Source organism: Erwinia sp. PPS120, assembly GCF_047918655.1.
GTDB lineage: Bacteria > Pseudomonadota > Gammaproteobacteria > Enterobacterales > Enterobacteriaceae > Erwinia > Erwinia tasmaniensis_A.
Genome location: NZ_JBLREF010000026.1, coordinates 37,633 through 53,633, shown reverse-complemented (window position 1 = coordinate 53,633; position 16,001 = coordinate 37,633). Strand labels below are relative to the sequence as shown.

Here is a 16,001-nt window from a genome sequence, read left to right as displayed (position 1 = left end):
GAAAAGGATTAAGGCAAAAATGAGACGCAGTTAACAAAATGAGGGGATAGTACAAAAGAGACTGCCGACGAAAGTCGGCAGTTTCTCTGCGGGGCTATCTCACATTGACATAGATACCGCTGGTAACATTATCCGTCAGGCGGACAACGTGGTAAATAACCTGTTTATTGTGTGTTTTGATTTTGCGTTTAATATTTCCCTTATGAGAGGAAACGGTTTTGGCCTTAATTTGCATTTTATCCGATATTTGAATCGTATCGTGGCCAGACATCCACATCTTAAGCATATTTGACTCGGTCTGACTCAGCGTCAGGGGATGCACCTCGAAAGCGGATGAGTAGCGAGGTGAAACGTTGACGCGTTTTTGAAAATAAGAATGCAATAATGTATCCAGCGTTGCAGGCTTAACTGATTTCGAAGTAATGATCAGGTTCTTACGTACGTAAAGGTACTCTTCAAAATGAATATTCGAAATAGCCATGAAAATGAAAAATAGCGTATCAGGATTCTGAAGGATAATATTTCTTATACGCTGACTGGCGTCTGCTTCATGAATGAAACAGTCCTCATTGATAAATACCACACCCGGCTGACTCTGTTCACATTTATCCAAAAGCTGGTCAATGTCATTTACAGTGGATATATTTTTCTTTTTTACACCTTTCGCTGACATGTAATCCGTTAGCCCTAGCCGTGTATAGCTGCATGAATCCATTATAATTGTTGGCATTATTGCAACCCTCACCAAATTGTTATCCGTTTAAATCAACGATGAATTACGCGTTTGTGTAGTTTCGAGAGTAAATTATTCAAATTACGATCTTGTTATTATCACTCATTCAGTCTGGTTCGCGCTCTGCGTCGTGCTACCAAATCTGACTATATTCGTTTGCTGCTTTCGCAGAACAGACGACAAAAATCCTGGCAGGACGGTGAAAAACGGGGTTTTTCACTGTAACTGATGGATAATTTGTTTTAGTACAGCATACGGTCAAATTCCTGAGACGCTGGTCACTATCGCCCAGAACGCAAGAAATACTGATAGGATTAATCCTAAAAAACATTCAGCCTGCGAATGAGTGCCGCTGAAAAGCGCGTTGACAATGCCGTAAAACGCAGTTTGATACAAGAAAAAAAGCATCAAATAAAATTTCCAGTAAAAACATACGGTTGTTTATCGTGCCCTTACTACTGATTAGGTCGCGATCCACCCGTTTCGTTAATCAAAATACGCTAATTGCGTTTTAATAAGAATAATTTTCATTGCTGAGGGGAATTTATCAGAATTTCCTTAAGTAAATTCTGATAAAGAAAGTCTGAAAAGCGGCATAACACATCTTTCTGGCTTAACTATGAAGCCCTGTTATAGAAGTGATAGTTAAGGTCGGGCTTGTGGTATTTCACTTAATATGCTGGAGAGTAAATCGAATACTTCACTGAACAGATGCTCGCAGAATGGGGCCAGCAGGGGCATCATCAGGCTGAGGAACACTAAACCCAAGGATAAGGTCACCGGAAAACCAATAGCAAATACCGACAGCTGTGGTGAAACACGGTTTAACAAACCCAGGGCCAGATTTAGGGTGAGGAGGAGGGTTATCAGCGGTAGCGCTAATCGTAGACCGTTAAGGAAAATCAGACTGGCCGCTTTGGTCAGCGCAAGGAAAGCATTGCCGTTAACCGGTTCGCCGCCGATGGGCAGAGTATGAAAACTGTCTGCCAGCATGGATATCAGCCAGAGATGACCGTTAAAGGTTAAGAACAGCAGCATAACCAGAAGATCGAGAAAGCGCGCAAGTACCGGCATGTTCAATCGGCTGGCCGGGTCAAAAAAGGTCGCGAACGACAGGCCCATTTGCAGACCGATCACTTCGCCCGCCGTCCTGACTGCGGCAAACGCGAACTGCATAGTAAATCCAATGGCGATGCCGATCAGGATTTGCTGGATCAGCAGCCAGAATCCGCCTGCGGAAAACAGGGTTACCGTGGTCGGCGGTAAAGAGGGGATAAGGGTCCAGGTGATCATCAGGCCCAGACCGATTTTGACCTTTTTACTGATTGATTTTTCACTCAGCAGCGGCGCCGTCATGATCAAAGCCATTACCCTGGCTAATGGCCAAAAGAGCTGGCCCATCCATATCATCAGCTGACTGCTGTCAAAAGTTATCATTAGCCGATCATATTCGGCAGGTTAGTAAACAGGGTGCGCATATAGTCCAGCACCAGGTTCAACATCCACGGACCGGCGACAACCATAGTGGCGACCACGGCCAGGATTTTGGGAATAAATGACAGCGTTTGCTCATTTATCTGCGTCGCCGCCTGTAGCAGACTGATAATCAGCCCGCTGACCAGTGCGGCAAGCAGCAGCGGGGCGGCCAGCGCCAGCGCAACCTGCATCGCATCGTGACCAATAACCATTACCGATTCAGGTGTCATCGCGACTCCACATTAAAAGAAAACCACCGGAATAAACGGCCAGACGTTTATTTCGTACCCGACGCTGAGTATTGAACCTCATATCAGGTATAGAAACTTTGTGCCAGGGAGCTCACCAGCAGCTGCCAGCCATCGACCAGTACAAACAGCATCAGTTTAAACGGCAGTGAGATGGTCGCTGGGGGAACCATCATCATCCCCAGCGCCATCAGTACGCTGGCGACGACCAAATCGATAATCAAAAAGGGAATAAAAACGGTGAAGCCAATCTGAAACGCGGTTTTTAGCTCGCTGGTGACGTAGGCAGGCAGCAGAATACGCATAGGCACAGATTCCGGGCCCTGTAACGGCGGCGTGTTGGCAAGGCGGGCGAACAGCGCCAGGTCGGCTTCGCGCGTCTGACGCAGCATAAATTCTCTTAGCGGCTGCGCACCTTTATCTATCGCTACCTCCATGCTGATTTTGTCCTGACTGAACGGCAGGTAAGCATCCTGATAAATTTTGTCGAACACCGGCCCCATAATAAAGAAGGTGAGAAACAGTGCCAGGCCGAGCAGCACCTGGTTCGGCGGCGCGGATGGCGTACCCAGCGCATTTCGCAACAGGCCAAAGACAATAATGATGCGCGTAAAGCTGGTCATCATCAGCAGAATAGCGGGCAGGAAAGTGAGTGAGGTAATAAAAACCAGCGTCTGGACCGGCAGCGACCAGCTCTGACCGCCGTTAGCCAGCGGATGGCTCATCAGCCCCGGCAGCTGGGCATGGACCTCAGGCGCCAGCAGTAAAAGCAGAGCGGGCAGGATAAAAGAACGTTTCATTATGGCTTTCCGGGGCGTTTGATCAACGTCTGTAGAACCTGACGAAAATCTGCCGTCATGGCCGACGGCGCCGGAGGTTCCTGCGGCGGTTTCGGCGGTAGTGTATGTAAGTGGGTGATCTGCTGCGCCGTCACGCCCAGCACCAGGCGGGCATCTTCCACATCAACGATCACCACGCGTTCGCGCTGACCCAACTTGCAGCTTGCGCTGATAGTCAGATCGTTCAGCCCGCGAACCTGCCCTTTTTGGACAAAACCAAGGCGCTTAGCCAGCCAGGCACAGGCCAGAATCAACAGGATAATGCCCGCCAGAACGCTGCTTACCTGCGTCAGCACTGAGCCGGTTGAAATCGCAGGCTGCCCCACCGGCTGATGCTGAACCTGGCCCGCTGTAGGACGCAGTTCCTGACTCACTGCCGGAGATACCACCTGACTGTTCTGCTGGATCTTCGATGGATGCTGTTCCTGATCGGCTGACGGAGACAGCGTCTGCCCGGTCTGCTGAACGGCTGACTGCGGCAGCGTCTGGTCAGATTGCTGACCGGTAGCCGGTGTCGGATCCTGGCGGGTAGGCTGGTTCATTTAGCGACTCAGACGACGCATACGTTCGTTAGGGGTAATGATGTCGGTGATGCGAACGCCATACTTATCGGCCACGACCACCACTTCACCCTGAGCAATCAGGTAACCGTTAATCAGAATATCCAGTGGCTCACCGGCCAGTCCCTCCAGTGCCACCACGGAACCCTGCGTCAGGCGCAGCAGCTCTTTAATGGTCATTTTGGTACGACCCAGCTCAACGGTCAGCTTGACGGGGATATCCATAATTAGCTCGATATCCTGCAGGGACCCGGCCACGTCATTACCTTCCAGCGATTTAAAGACCCCTTCGGTAGTGGCAGCGGCGGTGGTGGCCTGCTCGTTCATGGCGTCAGCCCACAGGTCGTCCGCAGAGATGTCGTCTTCGGACGGCTTATTCGTGTCACTCATCGGGCTGTTCCTCGTTCATCGAATTCAAAATCGGGTTAATCAGATGTTCCACGCGCAGTGCGTACTGCCCGTTAAGGGTCCCGTACTGGCTGGTCAGCACCGGCACGCCATCCACATGGGCGATAATGCGATCCGGTTTATCAATCGGTAAAACATCACCGGGCTTCAGGGCCAGCAGGCGTGAAATGCGCATCGACACGTCGGCAAAGCTGGCTACCAGCTCCAGCTCAGAGTGCTGGACCTGTTTCACCAGCGTTTCCCGCCAGTTATGATCTTCCTGCCGCGAGTTTTCCAGCGGCGGATTGACCAGCGTTTCGCGCAGCGGCTCCAGCATGCTGAACGGAATGCAGATGGTGAACTCACCCACCAGATTGCCAATCTCCACCTGGAATGGCGTGGTGATAACGATGTCGTTGGGTGAGGTGGTGATGTTGGTAAACTTCACCTGCATTTCTGAGCGGACGTACTCGACGTCCAGCGGGTAAATCGGTTTCCAGGCGTCGCTATAACCTTCCAGCGCCAGCTTCAGCATGCGGCGGATCACCCGCTGTTCGGTGGCGGTAAACTCACGTCCCTCAACCTTGGTCGGAAAGCGACCATCGCCGCCAAACAGGTTATCCACGGCGATAAACACCAGGCTTGGCGAAAAGACCACCAGGGCCGTGCCGCGTAGCGGCTTAAGGTGGATCAGGTTCAGGTTCGTCGGTACCGGCAGGTTGCGCGCAAATTCATGGTAGGGCTGAATTTTTATCGCACCAACGGTAATGTCCGGACTGCGCCTGAGCAGGTTAAACAGCGCCATACGATAAGATCGTGCGAATCGCTCATTAATAATCTCCAGTGCCTGAAGACGTTCACGCACCATGCGACGCTGGGTATTCGGATCGTAGGGGCGAATATCACCTTCGCCCACGCTGCTGACGTTCTCGACTGCCGCACTATCGCTGTCACCATTGAGTAGTGCGTCAATTTCTGCCTGTGAAAGAATGCTGTCGGCCATACCTCTACCTCAGGATAAAGGCGGTAAACAGAACATCATTCACCACCTGCTGAGGTTGTCCAGGTACCAGCGGAGGCGCCAGTACGGTTTTAATCTGCGAGACCAGTGCCTGTTTACCCTGTTCACTGCCCAGCGCGGCCGCACTCTGGTTGGAAAGCAGCATCAGCAAACGACTGCGTACTTCCGGCAGATAATCATTCATACGACGGCGCGTCTCTTCGTCGGGCAGGCGCAGGGTAAAGCCGATATACAGTACGCGATCGGGATCGTTATCCGGGTTAATCAGGTTAACCGTAAAGGTGTCCATGGCAAAAAAGACCGGCGCGGGTGGCGGCTCGGGTTTGGCGGCCTGTGTCGCATCAGCGGGGGACTTCATCATGCGCCAGACCGTATAGCCCGCCGCGCTGCAAGCAATCAGCACTGCGACCACAATGATCGGTAGCAGCAGCTTACGTTTTCCGCTTTTGGCTTTTTTATCAGTCATAAGAGCTATAACTTCCTGTGATTATTTTCGGGTTGCGGTAACGCTCTGTTCGCTGCCCCATGGTGTTATGAGCAGATTATCCCGCGTCTTGCGTCAAACAATAGGGTGATAAGACGCGGGTTTTGCCTCTAGCTTATGCGTTTGTTCCCATCAGGCGAAGATATCGACCGCGCTGGAACCGGCTGCACGGGCCTGTAGCGCGGCAGGAACGGCAATCGGCGTGATGTCACCGTCGCTGTCGCCCGACAGGCTAAAGGTGCTGCCGCCGCTATTATTTCTCTGCTGCTGTTGCTGGCTGCCGGAGCTTTGGCTCTGCTGGAACGCATCGCTGCTCACATTGCTTTGTCCCAGGCTGATGCCGCTTTCTGCCAGCGCGGTGCGCAGTTGCGGCATGGCCGCTTCCAGCGCCGCGCGAACCTGGCTATGGCCGGACACCATATTCAACTGCGCCTGGTCGTTATCCAGCTTCAGGCTTATCTGAATACTGCCCAGATCCTGTGGATGCAGATGCAGCTCGGCGGTCTGCTGTCCGTTGCGGCTGAACATAATAATTTGCTGTCCCAGTGCCTGCTGCCACTCCTGGCTGCCCAGCTGCGCATTCAGCGCAGGGGTTGCCGGTGCCGTCACCAGCGACGTGGTGGTTGGCGTGGCGGCGGAAGAGAGGGCGGCAATGGCATTACTGTTTATCGTCGTGCTGCTGGCAGAACTTGAATTATCTTTTTCCCCCTCCTTACCGGTGTGGCTCATAACCTGCTGGAAAGCAGCATTGAGGCTGGTATCGGCGGGACTGTTCTGGGTAGCTGTAACTGCGCTCGCCGTGGATGCAGCGACCGTTTTACCTGATTTATCCACGCCCTTATCGGCGTCACCGGTGGTTGTGCCGCTGGCTGCCAGCAGGGAACCGAGCGTGGTCTGCACACCTTTGCCGCTGGCGTCAGCCGACAGCGCCTCGCTACCTTTGGCCGCTGCCGCTGTGGCGGGTTGATTAACGGCAGGCGGCAGCATGGCAAACAGCGCCTGTAGCGTTTGCATATCGCTGGCATTAAGCGCGGTGGCCGGGTTTTGCGTCTCTTCTTTATCCGTGTCCGTGCTGGTGGTCCCGGTTTTGGCGGTTTGCGGCTGGAGCAGCGCGTTCAGCGTTTCGGGCTTATCCAGCGCCGCCAGCAGGGCATTAAGCTTCGCCTTTGCCGGCGTGGTTGAGTCAGTGGCATCCGTGGCAGCCGTCGTCTGAGCAGACGTCTCGTTCTGTTTAACCAGCGATTGCAGTTTGCTCCCCAGTACGGCCAGGAAACCCTGCGTGCCTTTCGCCTGGCCACTCTCTTTTATATCAGTACCGGCAGCCGTGAAGTCGCTGTCGGTGTCGGTCGCCTGCGTGCCGGAGGCCGTGGCGGTGCTACTGACTTTGGTCCCTGACGTTACAACTGGCAACGTAATCATTCGCCTTTCCTCAATGATGCCCGCTGGGCAAATTCATCCATCCGTTTCTGATCGAGACGGTTTTCTTGTAAGAGTTCTGTCGCCAGCGCGCGCGCATGCAGCGTTTCATAGGCGTGCAGCCGCTGCTGTTTGTCACGCCAGAACCGCAGGGCGTTTTCCACGCGGCTGTTCCAGTGATTAAGCTGCTGGCGATGCTGGTCAATGGCCTTTTCAAGCGTTTCAATAAACTGGTGATAGTTCCGCCAGCGCAGGCTGGTGATGCCTTCTGACAGGGTGTTATTCAGCGAACGGCGGTACTCATCCTGATAGTCCATGAGCATTGTCAGCTGCTCATCGGCCTGCTTCTGCGCACGACGCATATCACCCAGCTGGATGGCGGCCTTTTCCAGCTCCTTCTGTGCCAGCGAGCAGAGCGTCTCTATGGGTGATGCTTGTTTTGCCATACTTCCCCCGTCAGGAACCGACCCGTGTGCGCATGCCGGTTAGCCAAAGATGGCCTGCAGGTGCAGGCAGGCGTCGTCAAAAGTGCTGCGTTCGAACATGCCCTGTTGCAGGAACAGCTCAAGCTCCGGATAGAGCTTGATGGCTTTATCCAGCGTCGGATCGCTGCCGGCAGCATAGGCGCCCACGCTGACCAGATCGCGGTTACGCTGGTAGCTGGAGAGCAGCTGTTTAAACTGGCGCACGCGGGCATAGTGCGTCTCATCAATAAGATGCGCCATCACGCGGCTGATCGAGGCTTCAATATCTATGGCCGGGTAGTGGCCCGCTTCGGCCAGGCGGCGCGACAGAACAATGTGTCCGTCGAGAATGGCGCGCGCCGAATCGGCAATAGGATCCTGCTGATCGTCACCCTCGGTCAGGACGGTATAAAATGCAGTAATGGAGCCGCCGCCGTCGATGCCGTTACCGGCACGTTCGACCAGCGCGGGCAGTTTGGCAAACACCGAAGGCGGATAGCCTTTGGTCGCGGGTGGCTCGCCAATGGCCAGGGCAATTTCACGCTGGGCCATGGCGTAGCGGGTCAGGGAGTCCATAATCAGCAGCACATGTTTGCCGCGATCGCGAAAATCTTCGGCGATGCGGGTGGCATAGGAGGCTCCCTGCATGCGCAGCAGCGGAGAAACGTCGGCCGGTGCGGCGATGACCACCGAGCGGGCGCGGCCTTCGGTGCCGAGAATATTTTCGATAAAGTCTTTTACTTCGCGACCGCGTTCGCCAATCAGGCCAACCACGATCACATCCGCTTTGGTATAGCGCGCCATCATGCCCAGCAGCACGCTTTTACCCACGCCGGAGCCAGCAAACAGCCCCATGCGCTGGCCGCGTCCGACGGTGAGCAGGGCGTTAATCGCGCGTACGCCGGTATCCAGCACCTCGGTTATCGGCGTACGCTGGAGCGGGTTAAAGGGGGGCGTGATCAGCGGGGCGCGGTAGCCCGTTTCCGGGGCGGGCAGGCCGTCCAGCGGTCGCCCACTGCCGTCCAGCACGCGGCCTAACAGCTCGGGGCCAAGCATCAGCTGCTTGCCGCTATGCTGGGAATCTCCGGCCACGCGGGCATAAACCCGTGCGCCAGGCAAAATACCCTCCACCTCTTCCAGCGGCATCAGGAACAGTCGCTGGCCGTTAAAGCCAACCACTTCGCTCTCGACTTCCGCGAGGTGCTGTCCGTCGGTGCGTTCAATCACGCAGGTTGCGCCCAGCGGTAGCTGAAGGCCGGTCGCTTCCAGCACCAGCCCGGTGGCGCGCACCAGACGCCCATAGCGACGGACTTCAGGCAGTTTAGTCAGACGCTCTTCAAAAGCGTCAAGGGCACCCAGCCAGCGTGAAAGACGGGTCGACATCACAACTCTCCCGGCGCGGCAAGGCGGCACAGTTCATGCCAGCGGGTAGCGATGCTGGCATCAAGATCGCCATCGTCGGCGCTGAGCTTACAGCCGCCGGGATGAATGCTGGTGTCGGCCATCAGCCGCCAGCCGTGCAGGCTGAGCGTCGCGCCCAGCGTCTGCTCGACGCGCTGCAGATCATCGGGGTGCACGCGCAGGGTAGGCTTGCCGCTAAACAGCGGCTCCTGCTGGATCATGCTCTGGATCTGACGCAGCAGGGCGGTACCGTCAACGTGCGGTGCCTGACCGATAACCTGTCGTGCGGCTTCCAGCGCCAGCTGCATCAGCCTTGCTGCGATCACGCTGTCCAGCGCTTCGAGCGTGTGGTGAAATTCGGAGACCAGCTGCTGCATCCGCGCCTGAAGAGGCGCCTGCTGCTGCTGGGCCTCCGCCAGACCCTGCTGGAAACCGGCGTCATAGCCCGTTTTCTGGCCTTCATTAAAGCCTTTCTGATGCCCTTCGGCATAGCCGACGCCCTGTGCCTCACTGCGCACCTGCGTCTGCAGCTGCTCCAGCGCAAACTGCTGCTGGTCCTGCGGATCTTCCATCTGTGGAGCAGGCTCGGGCGGGGGGGCGACCACCGGCTTATTCAGATCCGCCAGGTCGTTAGGCTGCCAGCGCTGCCAGGCGAGGGACGCGTTATCAGACATACTGTTCCTCGCCACCGCCAATCACCATCTCGCCGCTTTCGGCCAGGCGTCGAACGATAAGCAGGATCGCTTTCTGCTCGTTTTCTACCGCCGACATACGCATTGGGCCGCGGTTGGACAGGTCGTCGCGCAGGATATCGGCCGCACGCTGGGACATATTGCGCAGGAACTTCTCGCGCAGCGGCTGTTCGGAGCCTTTCAGTGCCACCAGCAGAGACTCGGATTCCACCTCCTGCAACAGGCGCTGGATGCTGCGATCGTCCACTTCCACCAGATTTTCGAACAGGAACATCTCGTCGATAATTTTCTGCGCCAGCTCGCCGTCGAACTCGCGAACCGCTTCGATAACCGCTTCTTCCTGCTGTGTTTTCATCAGGTTGATGATTTCCGCAGCGGTTCTCACGCCGCCCATCTTCGCACGCTTGAGGTTCTGACCATCCAGCAGGCCGTTAAGCACTTCGGTAAGCTCGGCCAGCGCGGCAGGCTGAACGCCGCCGAAGGTGGCAATACGCAGCATGACATCGTGACGCAGGCGTTCGTCGAACTGAGCAACGATATCGGCTGCCTGTCCGCGCTTCAGATGCACCAGAATAGTGGCGATGATCTGCGGGTGTTCGTCGCGGATCAGATCGGCTGCGGCCTGCGGCTCCATAAAGTTGAGCGTATCCATGCCGCTGGTGGTATCCCGCGTTTCGAGGATATCTTCCAGCAGGCTTGACGCACGCTCTTCACCCAGCGCCTTAACCAGTACCGAGCGCAGATAATCATTGGAGTTCAGGCTCAGCGCGGCAAACTGCTCCGCGTCGGTCTCAAACTCGCGCAGGACTTCAATAAGCTGCTTGTGTGAAACCTGGCGCATATTGGAAATCGCCATACTCAGATGCTGTACCTCGCGGGTATCGAGATGTTTAAACACCTCTGCCGCGCGGTCTTCGCCAATCGTCATCATCATGATGGCGCTTTTTTCAGTACCGGTAAGACTCATAGTTCGTCCTTCATCCACTGGCGAATGACCAGAGCCACTACGCGAGGATCGTTTTCTGACATTTCGCGAATACGCTGGCTCATGACCTCAGCACTCACGCGGTGCTGAGATTTACGTTCCTGATCCATTTCATCTTTAGACAGCTTGACCGAGACGGCTTCGTCTTCTCCTTCGTCACGCTTCTGGCTATTAAAGGCCACGGCGTCGGCTGCGGCCTTATCCTGCTCGGCCCGGCGGCGCAGCTGTGGACGAACCAGCTTGCGGTAGAGGATCCAGGCGACAATCAGTACCAGCAGCCAGCGTCCGGCTTCCATCATCTGGTCAATAAAGGACTGCTGCTGCCAGAATGGCAGGTCGCCACCGGTTTCTGCGCTTTCGGTAAACGGTGAGTTCACCACGTTCAGGCTGTCGCCACGCTTGTCCGAGTAGCCCATCGCTTCACGCGTCAGGTTTTCTATCTGTTTCAGCTGCGCGTCGGTCAGTGCAATCGGTTTGCCTGCCGCATCGGCCCGGTAGTTCACCACCACCGCAACCGACAGACGCTGTACTTCACCTACGTTCATTTTGGTGTGAAGAATCGTGCGGTCGACTTCATAGTTGGTGGTGTCGTCACGACGGGTATTTGACGGCGTGCTGCTGGCCGTGCTGGCTGATGTGCCCTGTTTTGCCGCGCCGTTATTGGCGGCATTGGCGGCATTTTGACCGTTCGCACTGTTATTCGGCGTGGTAATGGGGGCCGTATTGGCCGGGGCAGGCTGGTTGGAGAGTGCACCCGGTACGCCGCCAGGATACTGGCCGCCAATCTGTTCGCTGTCGCTTGACTGCCGTGAGCGAATCGCCTGATTTTTGGCATCGCTGTTGGGTTTAAACTGCTCGTCGGTCTGCTCACGCGAGTTAAAATCAATCTGCGCGGTGACCTGAGCATGGACGTTGCCGTTGCCCACGATCGGGTTCAGGATCGCTTCGATACGCTGCTGGAAGCGGTTTTCCACGTCGGTGGCGTACTTAAGCTGCGCATCGTTAAGATCGCGGCCAGCATTATCAGACTGGCTCAGCAGATGACCGGCCTGGTCAACCACGGTCACGTTACCCGGCGGCAGGCCAGCAACGCTGCTGGAGACCATATGGGTAATGGCGTTAATCTGCCCCTGGTCCAGCGCGCGGCCTGGCTGAAGCATCAGGGTTACGGAAGCGGTAGGAGATTTCTGCTCGCGCACAAACAGAGAAGGTTTTGGCATCGCCAGATGTACGCGCACATTCTTCACCGGACCCAGCGTTTCGATAGTCCGGGAAAGCTCACCCTCCAGCGCACGCTGATAGTTCACCTGCTCGCTGAACTGACTGATGCCGAACTTCTCTTTATCCAGCAGCTCAAAACCGACGGCACCGCCTTTCGGCAGGCCCTGCTCGGCCAGGCGCAGGCGTAGCTCATAAACTTTATCGGCGGGAACCATCAGTGCGCCGCCCTTATCATCGAACTGATAGGGGACGTTCATCTGAGTCAGCTGCGTAATGATGGCGCCGCCATCTTCGTCGCTCAGGTTGTTGAACAGCACGCGGTAATCAGGCTGTTTGGCCCACAGCACCATGGCGATAACAATGGCGATAGCCGCCGCAGCCGCAATGGCTAAAGGGATACGAGGATTAGCCCGCAGGCGAGCGAAAAGGTCACTCAGCCCCTTCTTCTCTGATTGATCCTGCGTAACAGTGGCATTCATGACTCGTTCCTGCGTGACAGTTGAACAGACTGTATCGTGTAGTGTCGTAACAAAACTGACTCCCGGATGCGCTGGCAAAAATTTTTCTACCTTTAATAGCTGTCATTATTTTCTCTTACGCGAAATTCGATGGCTGGATAAGCTGCGTTTTATGCGCTTATTTAGGGGCTTTGTCTTATTGACACTGTGGTAAGTTTTCTCACAGCAAAATCACCGTTGAACATTTACCGGGGCATGAGATGGCAATTCAGGGTATTGAAAGCGTAATGCAGCAGCTGCAAACCGCAGCAATTCAGGCCAGTGGCAAGAGTACCGACGCATCCAGCCATGCGGATTTCGCCGGTGAGCTTAAGGCTGCCCTCAACAAAATCAGCGATACGCAGAATGACGCACGCACCCAGGCGCAGGATTTCGAAATGGGTAAGCCGGGGATCAATCTGAATGATGTGATGGTCGATCTACAGAAATCGTCGGTTTCCATGCAGATGGGGATTCAGGTGCGCAACAAACTGGTCAGCGCCTACACCGACATTATGAATATGCAGGTGTAGTGAGCTGACTCAGCTCATTGAGTACTAATGCGATCCCTGCCGCAGCACCGCGTCAGGGGAGCTTGCAATAGCGCTGGAAAGGGGCATGCGGAACAGGTTAAGTTCGCCAGAGAGGCAAACCGTACGCAGATGACGATTGCAGATAAACCAGATCTCATCGCGGTCATTGGAAAGGATATAGTAGGCGTCTGACGTCTCGGAAGGGTTAAAGCAACCCAGTGCCCGATAGGCCGTATCAGTTGAGAAACCACTCTGTAGCGGCAACGGTCGTGGACCGTTTTCCATCTCTTTCACTCGCAGGTAAAGCCCGGATTCTAACCACAGCATAAATCACCTTTTCCATCACATTGTTTCAGTGAGTATAACCAGCGCAAGGCAGCGCCTGATCCTACATCGCGATTTTGCAATGGCGATCACAGAGCCGGGTCATTAATGCCCATAAGCAGAAGGGTTTTTGGGCAAAATTTAGCAGTAGTGGTATGGTTAGCATCATTCACCGAAAAGGTCGCTCACCATGTCTTACTTCAACCGCGTAATGGTGCAACCAGGCAAAATAAACTCTGATACCACCTGTCCTGTCTGTGGGAAAAAATCCAAACATTCGTTATCTAAAGTCTCCAGAGACCAGACGCTTCTTTGCCCACACTGCAAATCATTGTTTATCGCCCACCACTAAGCCACGGTGAGAATTCTCCACTACACTTACGTTTTATCAAACAGATGGAGAGCATGATGTCTGACAAAAATCGCAAAGATGAAGGGGACGTGCATAAAGGTTTGCCGGAAGCGGCGCCGAATGCAGGCAATGCTTATGAGGAAGACGATCATCCGGCCAAAGATAATCCGAATGAGCATGGCGAAGTGCCCCGTACGCGGGATGACAGTGAAGATCACAAAAAAGATCCTTATAAGCAGAGCTAAACCTTCTTCCTTCCTTTTTCAGGCCATTAAAGCGTTGCGACCCCGTAAATCTTCGTCCGATACGTAATAATGGCCTCTATTTTTTCCTGTTCCTGCCGATAACTCTTATGAGTGATTTCAACCGAGCTAATAGCCGGGATGCGCGCCGTGCGAAACCCCGGGCTTTGGGCTCTGTACTGAACTCGTCACCAACGTACGCCAATGAAAATAATATTGAGGGTTTCACGTGGATAATTTTCAGAAAGACATTGATGAGCGCGCCAATCTCGCATTATCCAACAAGTTCGAACTGCTGCTGTTCCGGCTGGGTTCCGATACGGTGGAGAACAAGTCCGAACTCTATGGCATCAATGTGTTCAAGCTACGTGAAATCGTACCTATGCCAACCATTACCAAAGCGGCTGGCATGAAGTCACCGCTTCTGGGCATGGCTAATATTCGTGGGCAGCTCATTCCCGTAATCGACCTGCCCGCAGTGGCTGGCTGCACCCCCACTACCGGGCTTAATCTGCTGCTGGTCACCGAGTATGCCCGGAGCACCCAGGCCTTTGCCGTCGAATCCGTTGAGGATATCGTCCGTCTGAACTGGAGCCAGGTGCATACCGCAGAATCGGGCGTGGCCAGCCGTAACATCACCAGTATCGCGATGCTGGATGGCACCCAGCATGAAAAATCCATGGCGCTGGTGCTGGACGTTGAGCAGATCCTCCACGACATCATTCCTTCGGTGCGGGAAGTGAAAGAGGGGGATATCAACCTGACCAACTTCAAAATAAAGCCGGGCGCGGTCGCAATTGTCGCCGAAGACTCGAAGGTAGCCCGGCTGATGCTGGAACAGGGGCTAAAAGCGATGGGGATCCCGGCATTAATGTATATCACCGGTAAGGAAGCCTGGGATCAGATAAAGATCATGGCACGACAGGCGGCGGAAGAGGGGCTGCCGATTAGCGATAAAATTGGCCTGGTGCTGACCGATCTGGAAATGCCCGAGATGGATGGTTTTACCCTGACGCGCAATATTAAAACCGATCAGAATCTTAAGGCTATTCCGGTGGTGATCCACTCATCGCTTTCCGGGAACGCCAACGAAGACCACGTGCATAAGGTAGGGGCAAATGGCTATGTGGCGAAGTTTGAAATTAATCAGCTCTCGGCGGTGATCCACAAAGTGCTGGAGGATGCAGCAGTCTGATGCAGGCGACGCGGTGAAGGGGCAGGTGAGGGGCCACACTTCGGTGGCCCGCTCACTGTCGATCAGACTAAATCGTCGGGCGTTTGCTGAACAATGTATTCCAGGGCGTGACGATAAATATCGAGTTGAATAATATCGGTTTCCTGCTCCAGCTTCTCCAGCAGCCTGAGGATGATGGCTTTGTTTGAAACAAAACCGTCCCTGGCTGAAAGTTCGGCAATGACAGAACCGATAACCTCAGATTCACTGCTTAACAAACCGCCAGCAGACTGGAAAATATGCGCCAGCGCTGGCTCGGTAGATGAATTTTGCTGCAAGTGTAAATCTCCAAAAATGGCAGATGCCAGTAAACGCGGCTTGTAGGCACGCGATTGACTGAAGGGCCGAATAATTTTTTTCTAAAGTTATACAACATAAACGCGGCAACAAAGGGATCTCTCCTGTTCATCAGACGCCATACAAGGCGCCATTGCTGGTCTGGATGGGATCCCGCGGCAGTAAACTTATATACAATATCGAAACTTGTACAATCGCACGCTGATCAATTCGTGCTATCGCGTAGGAAGTTACTGACTTTTCAGCGTGATAGTGCGACAGTTGAGTCTCTTAAAACAGATAATGAAGGTTCTTATTCCAAATATAAAGTTCAAGTGTCCCACATGCCAGGGATGCCAGTTCCGCTTTTCGACCCACAACGTTTCGCCAAAAAATCCCCACGGCGCTAACTGTATTTTTTGCAAATCCTCCATGTCAGTCAGCTACAGAGTTTACGCTGGCTAAACCATGGCATAACGACGCCATTTTGAACATCCAGTAGCGTCTAATAGCGATTCCCGGTACATATCGAAGATAAATCGGGTCGCTAACCCTCTTAATTTCTTCTGCGATCGCTGCACCTCGTGCAACTATCCTCCTGACTCCTGACTCCTGA

21 protein-coding genes are annotated in these 16,001 nt (G+C 54.3%); 5 read left to right on the top strand and 16 right to left on the bottom strand.

Annotation, left to right across the window (positions count from 1 at the left end; genetic code table 11):
- Positions 1–94 precede the first annotated feature (94 nt).
- The 14 genes from rcsA to fliF form a co-directional block, all read right to left on the bottom strand.
- On the bottom strand, positions 95–730 hold the full coding sequence (gene rcsA / locus ACLRGG_RS14150; protein WP_416250372.1) for a transcriptional regulator RcsA: 636 nt from the start codon (positions 728–730) through the stop codon (positions 95–97).
- A 648-nt stretch (positions 731–1,378) separates the two neighbouring features.
- Positions 1,379–2,170 (bottom strand): flagellar biosynthetic protein FliR, encoded by a 792-nt coding sequence (gene fliR, locus ACLRGG_RS14145; RefSeq protein WP_416250371.1) that lies wholly within the window; start codon positions 2,168–2,170, stop codon positions 1,379–1,381.
- The gene (fliQ, locus tag ACLRGG_RS14140; protein WP_416250370.1) at positions 2,170–2,439 is read right to left on the bottom strand and encodes a flagellar biosynthesis protein FliQ; all 270 of its coding nucleotides are present in this window, start codon (positions 2,437–2,439) and stop codon (positions 2,170–2,172) included. The genes fliR and fliQ overlap by 1 nt, the downstream gene beginning before the upstream one ends.
- 83 nt (positions 2,440–2,522) lie before the next feature.
- Positions 2,523–3,257: a flagellar type III secretion system pore protein FliP gene (fliP, locus tag ACLRGG_RS14135; RefSeq protein WP_345827932.1), complete on the bottom strand. Its 735-nt coding sequence runs from the start codon at positions 3,255–3,257 to the stop codon at positions 2,523–2,525.
- The gene (fliO, locus tag ACLRGG_RS14130) at positions 3,257–3,658 is read right to left on the bottom strand and encodes a flagellar biosynthetic protein FliO (RefSeq protein WP_416250390.1); all 402 of its coding nucleotides are present in this window, start codon (positions 3,656–3,658) and stop codon (positions 3,257–3,259) included. The genes fliP and fliO overlap by 1 nt, the downstream gene beginning before the upstream one ends.
- Positions 3,659–3,838: 180 nt before the next feature.
- Positions 3,839–4,246, bottom strand: coding sequence for a flagellar motor switch protein FliN (gene fliN / locus ACLRGG_RS14125; RefSeq protein ID WP_067700834.1), 408 nt, complete (start codon positions 4,244–4,246; stop codon positions 3,839–3,841).
- The gene (gene fliM / locus ACLRGG_RS14120) at positions 4,239–5,246 is read right to left on the bottom strand and encodes a flagellar motor switch protein FliM (RefSeq protein WP_416250369.1); all 1,008 of its coding nucleotides are present in this window, start codon (positions 5,244–5,246) and stop codon (positions 4,239–4,241) included. Before fliM ends, fliN begins: the two co-directional genes overlap by 8 nt.
- Before the next feature lie 4 nt (positions 5,247–5,250).
- The gene (gene fliL / locus ACLRGG_RS14115; protein ID WP_416250368.1) at positions 5,251–5,730 is read right to left on the bottom strand and encodes a flagellar basal body-associated protein FliL; all 480 of its coding nucleotides are present in this window, start codon (positions 5,728–5,730) and stop codon (positions 5,251–5,253) included.
- Between the two features lie 150 nt (positions 5,731–5,880).
- Positions 5,881–7,167 carry a flagellar hook-length control protein FliK gene (locus ACLRGG_RS14110; RefSeq protein ID WP_416250367.1) on the bottom strand — a complete coding sequence of 429 codons (1,287 nt, stop codon included), beginning with the start codon at positions 7,165–7,167 and terminating at the stop codon, positions 5,881–5,883.
- Complete coding sequence (gene fliJ, locus ACLRGG_RS14105; RefSeq protein ID WP_416250366.1) at positions 7,164–7,610, bottom strand: flagellar export protein FliJ; 447 nt, start codon at positions 7,608–7,610, stop codon at positions 7,164–7,166. Before fliJ ends, ACLRGG_RS14110 begins: the two co-directional genes overlap by 4 nt.
- Before the next feature lie 39 nt (positions 7,611–7,649).
- The gene (fliI, locus tag ACLRGG_RS14100) at positions 7,650–9,011 is read right to left on the bottom strand and encodes a flagellar protein export ATPase FliI (protein ID WP_416250365.1); all 1,362 of its coding nucleotides are present in this window, start codon (positions 9,009–9,011) and stop codon (positions 7,650–7,652) included.
- On the bottom strand, positions 9,011–9,703 hold the full coding sequence (fliH, locus tag ACLRGG_RS14095; RefSeq protein ID WP_416250364.1) for a flagellar assembly protein FliH: 693 nt from the start codon (positions 9,701–9,703) through the stop codon (positions 9,011–9,013). Before fliH ends, fliI begins: the two co-directional genes overlap by 1 nt.
- Positions 9,696–10,688, bottom strand: a complete 993-nt coding sequence (fliG, locus tag ACLRGG_RS14090) for a flagellar motor switch protein FliG (RefSeq protein ID WP_067700854.1) — start codon at positions 10,686–10,688, stop codon at positions 9,696–9,698. The genes fliH and fliG overlap by 8 nt, the downstream gene beginning before the upstream one ends.
- A complete protein-coding gene (gene fliF, locus ACLRGG_RS14085) occupies positions 10,685–12,406 on the bottom strand; it encodes a flagellar basal-body MS-ring/collar protein FliF (protein ID WP_416250363.1) in 1,722 nt (573 codons plus the stop codon). The genes fliG and fliF overlap by 4 nt, the downstream gene beginning before the upstream one ends.
- 239 nt (positions 12,407–12,645) lie before the next feature.
- Between fliF and fliE the strand changes: the two genes are divergently transcribed.
- Complete coding sequence (gene fliE, locus ACLRGG_RS14080; RefSeq protein WP_067700860.1) at positions 12,646–12,957, top strand: flagellar hook-basal body complex protein FliE; 312 nt, start codon at positions 12,646–12,648, stop codon at positions 12,955–12,957.
- A 24-nt stretch (positions 12,958–12,981) separates the two neighbouring features.
- Here fliE and ACLRGG_RS14075 read toward each other — a convergent pair whose 3' ends face one another.
- On the bottom strand, positions 12,982–13,284 hold the full coding sequence (locus ACLRGG_RS14075; RefSeq protein WP_416250362.1) for a hypothetical protein: 303 nt from the start codon (positions 13,282–13,284) through the stop codon (positions 12,982–12,984).
- A 187-nt stretch (positions 13,285–13,471) separates the two neighbouring features.
- Here ACLRGG_RS14075 and ACLRGG_RS14070 point away from each other — a divergent pair, with 187 nt between their 5' ends.
- From ACLRGG_RS14070 to ACLRGG_RS14060, 3 genes are all read left to right on the top strand, one after another.
- Positions 13,472–13,633, top strand: a complete 162-nt coding sequence (locus ACLRGG_RS14070) for a YnfU family zinc-binding protein (protein ID WP_416250361.1) — start codon at positions 13,472–13,474, stop codon at positions 13,631–13,633.
- 56 nt (positions 13,634–13,689) lie between these two features.
- Entirely contained in the window at positions 13,690–13,878 is a 189-nt protein-coding gene (locus ACLRGG_RS14065) for a hypothetical protein (protein ID WP_416250360.1), read from the top strand.
- Between the two features lie 226 nt (positions 13,879–14,104).
- A complete protein-coding gene (locus ACLRGG_RS14060) occupies positions 14,105–15,070 on the top strand; it encodes a chemotaxis protein (RefSeq protein WP_416250359.1) in 966 nt (321 codons plus the stop codon).
- A 62-nt stretch (positions 15,071–15,132) separates the two neighbouring features.
- Here ACLRGG_RS14060 and ACLRGG_RS14055 read toward each other — a convergent pair whose 3' ends face one another.
- On the bottom strand, positions 15,133–15,387 hold the full coding sequence (locus ACLRGG_RS14055) for a biofilm/acid-resistance regulator YmgB/AriR (RefSeq protein ID WP_416250358.1): 255 nt from the start codon (positions 15,385–15,387) through the stop codon (positions 15,133–15,135).
- Between the two features lie 301 nt (positions 15,388–15,688).
- Between ACLRGG_RS14055 and ymcF the strand changes: the two genes are divergently transcribed.
- Positions 15,689–15,850 carry a cold shock small protein YmcF gene (gene ymcF / locus ACLRGG_RS21445; RefSeq protein ID WP_492127097.1) on the top strand — a complete coding sequence of 54 codons (162 nt, stop codon included), beginning with the start codon at positions 15,689–15,691 and terminating at the stop codon, positions 15,848–15,850.
- Positions 15,851–16,001 lie beyond the last annotated feature (151 nt).

Coding starts and splice junctions, on each gene's coding strand:
- rcsA (WP_416250372.1), bottom strand. CDS start 730: ATGCCAACAATTATAATGGATTCATGCAGCTATACACGGCTAGGGCTA.
- fliR (WP_416250371.1), bottom strand. CDS start 2,170: ATGATAACTTTTGACAGCAGTCAGCTGATGATATGGATGGGCCAGCTC.
- fliQ (WP_416250370.1), bottom strand. CDS start 2,439: ATGACACCTGAATCGGTAATGGTTATTGGTCACGATGCGATGCAGGTT.
- fliP (WP_345827932.1), bottom strand. CDS start 3,257: ATGAAACGTTCTTTTATCCTGCCCGCTCTGCTTTTACTGCTGGCGCCT.
- fliN (WP_067700834.1), bottom strand. CDS start 4,246: ATGAGTGACACGAATAAGCCGTCCGAAGACGACATCTCTGCGGACGAC.
- fliM (WP_416250369.1), bottom strand. CDS start 5,246: ATGGCCGACAGCATTCTTTCACAGGCAGAAATTGACGCACTACTCAAT.
- fliL (WP_416250368.1), bottom strand. CDS start 5,730: ATGACTGATAAAAAAGCCAAAAGCGGAAAACGTAAGCTGCTGCTACCG.
- ACLRGG_RS14110 (WP_416250367.1), bottom strand. CDS start 7,167: ATGATTACGTTGCCAGTTGTAACGTCAGGGACCAAAGTCAGTAGCACC.
- fliJ (WP_416250366.1), bottom strand. CDS start 7,610: ATGGCAAAACAAGCATCACCCATAGAGACGCTCTGCTCGCTGGCACAG.
- fliI (WP_416250365.1), bottom strand. CDS start 9,011: ATGTCGACCCGTCTTTCACGCTGGCTGGGTGCCCTTGACGCTTTTGAA.
- fliH (WP_416250364.1), bottom strand. CDS start 9,703: ATGTCTGATAACGCGTCCCTCGCCTGGCAGCGCTGGCAGCCTAACGAC.
- fliG (WP_067700854.1), bottom strand. CDS start 10,688: ATGAGTCTTACCGGTACTGAAAAAAGCGCCATCATGATGATGACGATT.
- fliF (WP_416250363.1), bottom strand. CDS start 12,406: ATGAATGCCACTGTTACGCAGGATCAATCAGAGAAGAAGGGGCTGAGT.
- fliE (WP_067700860.1), top strand. CDS start 12,646: ATGGCAATTCAGGGTATTGAAAGCGTAATGCAGCAGCTGCAAACCGCA.
- ACLRGG_RS14075 (WP_416250362.1), bottom strand. CDS start 13,284: ATGCTGTGGTTAGAATCCGGGCTTTACCTGCGAGTGAAAGAGATGGAA.
- ACLRGG_RS14070 (WP_416250361.1), top strand. CDS start 13,472: ATGTCTTACTTCAACCGCGTAATGGTGCAACCAGGCAAAATAAACTCT.
- ACLRGG_RS14065 (WP_416250360.1), top strand. CDS start 13,690: ATGTCTGACAAAAATCGCAAAGATGAAGGGGACGTGCATAAAGGTTTG.
- ymcF (WP_492127097.1), top strand. CDS start 15,689: ATGAAGGTTCTTATTCCAAATATAAAGTTCAAGTGTCCCACATGCCAG.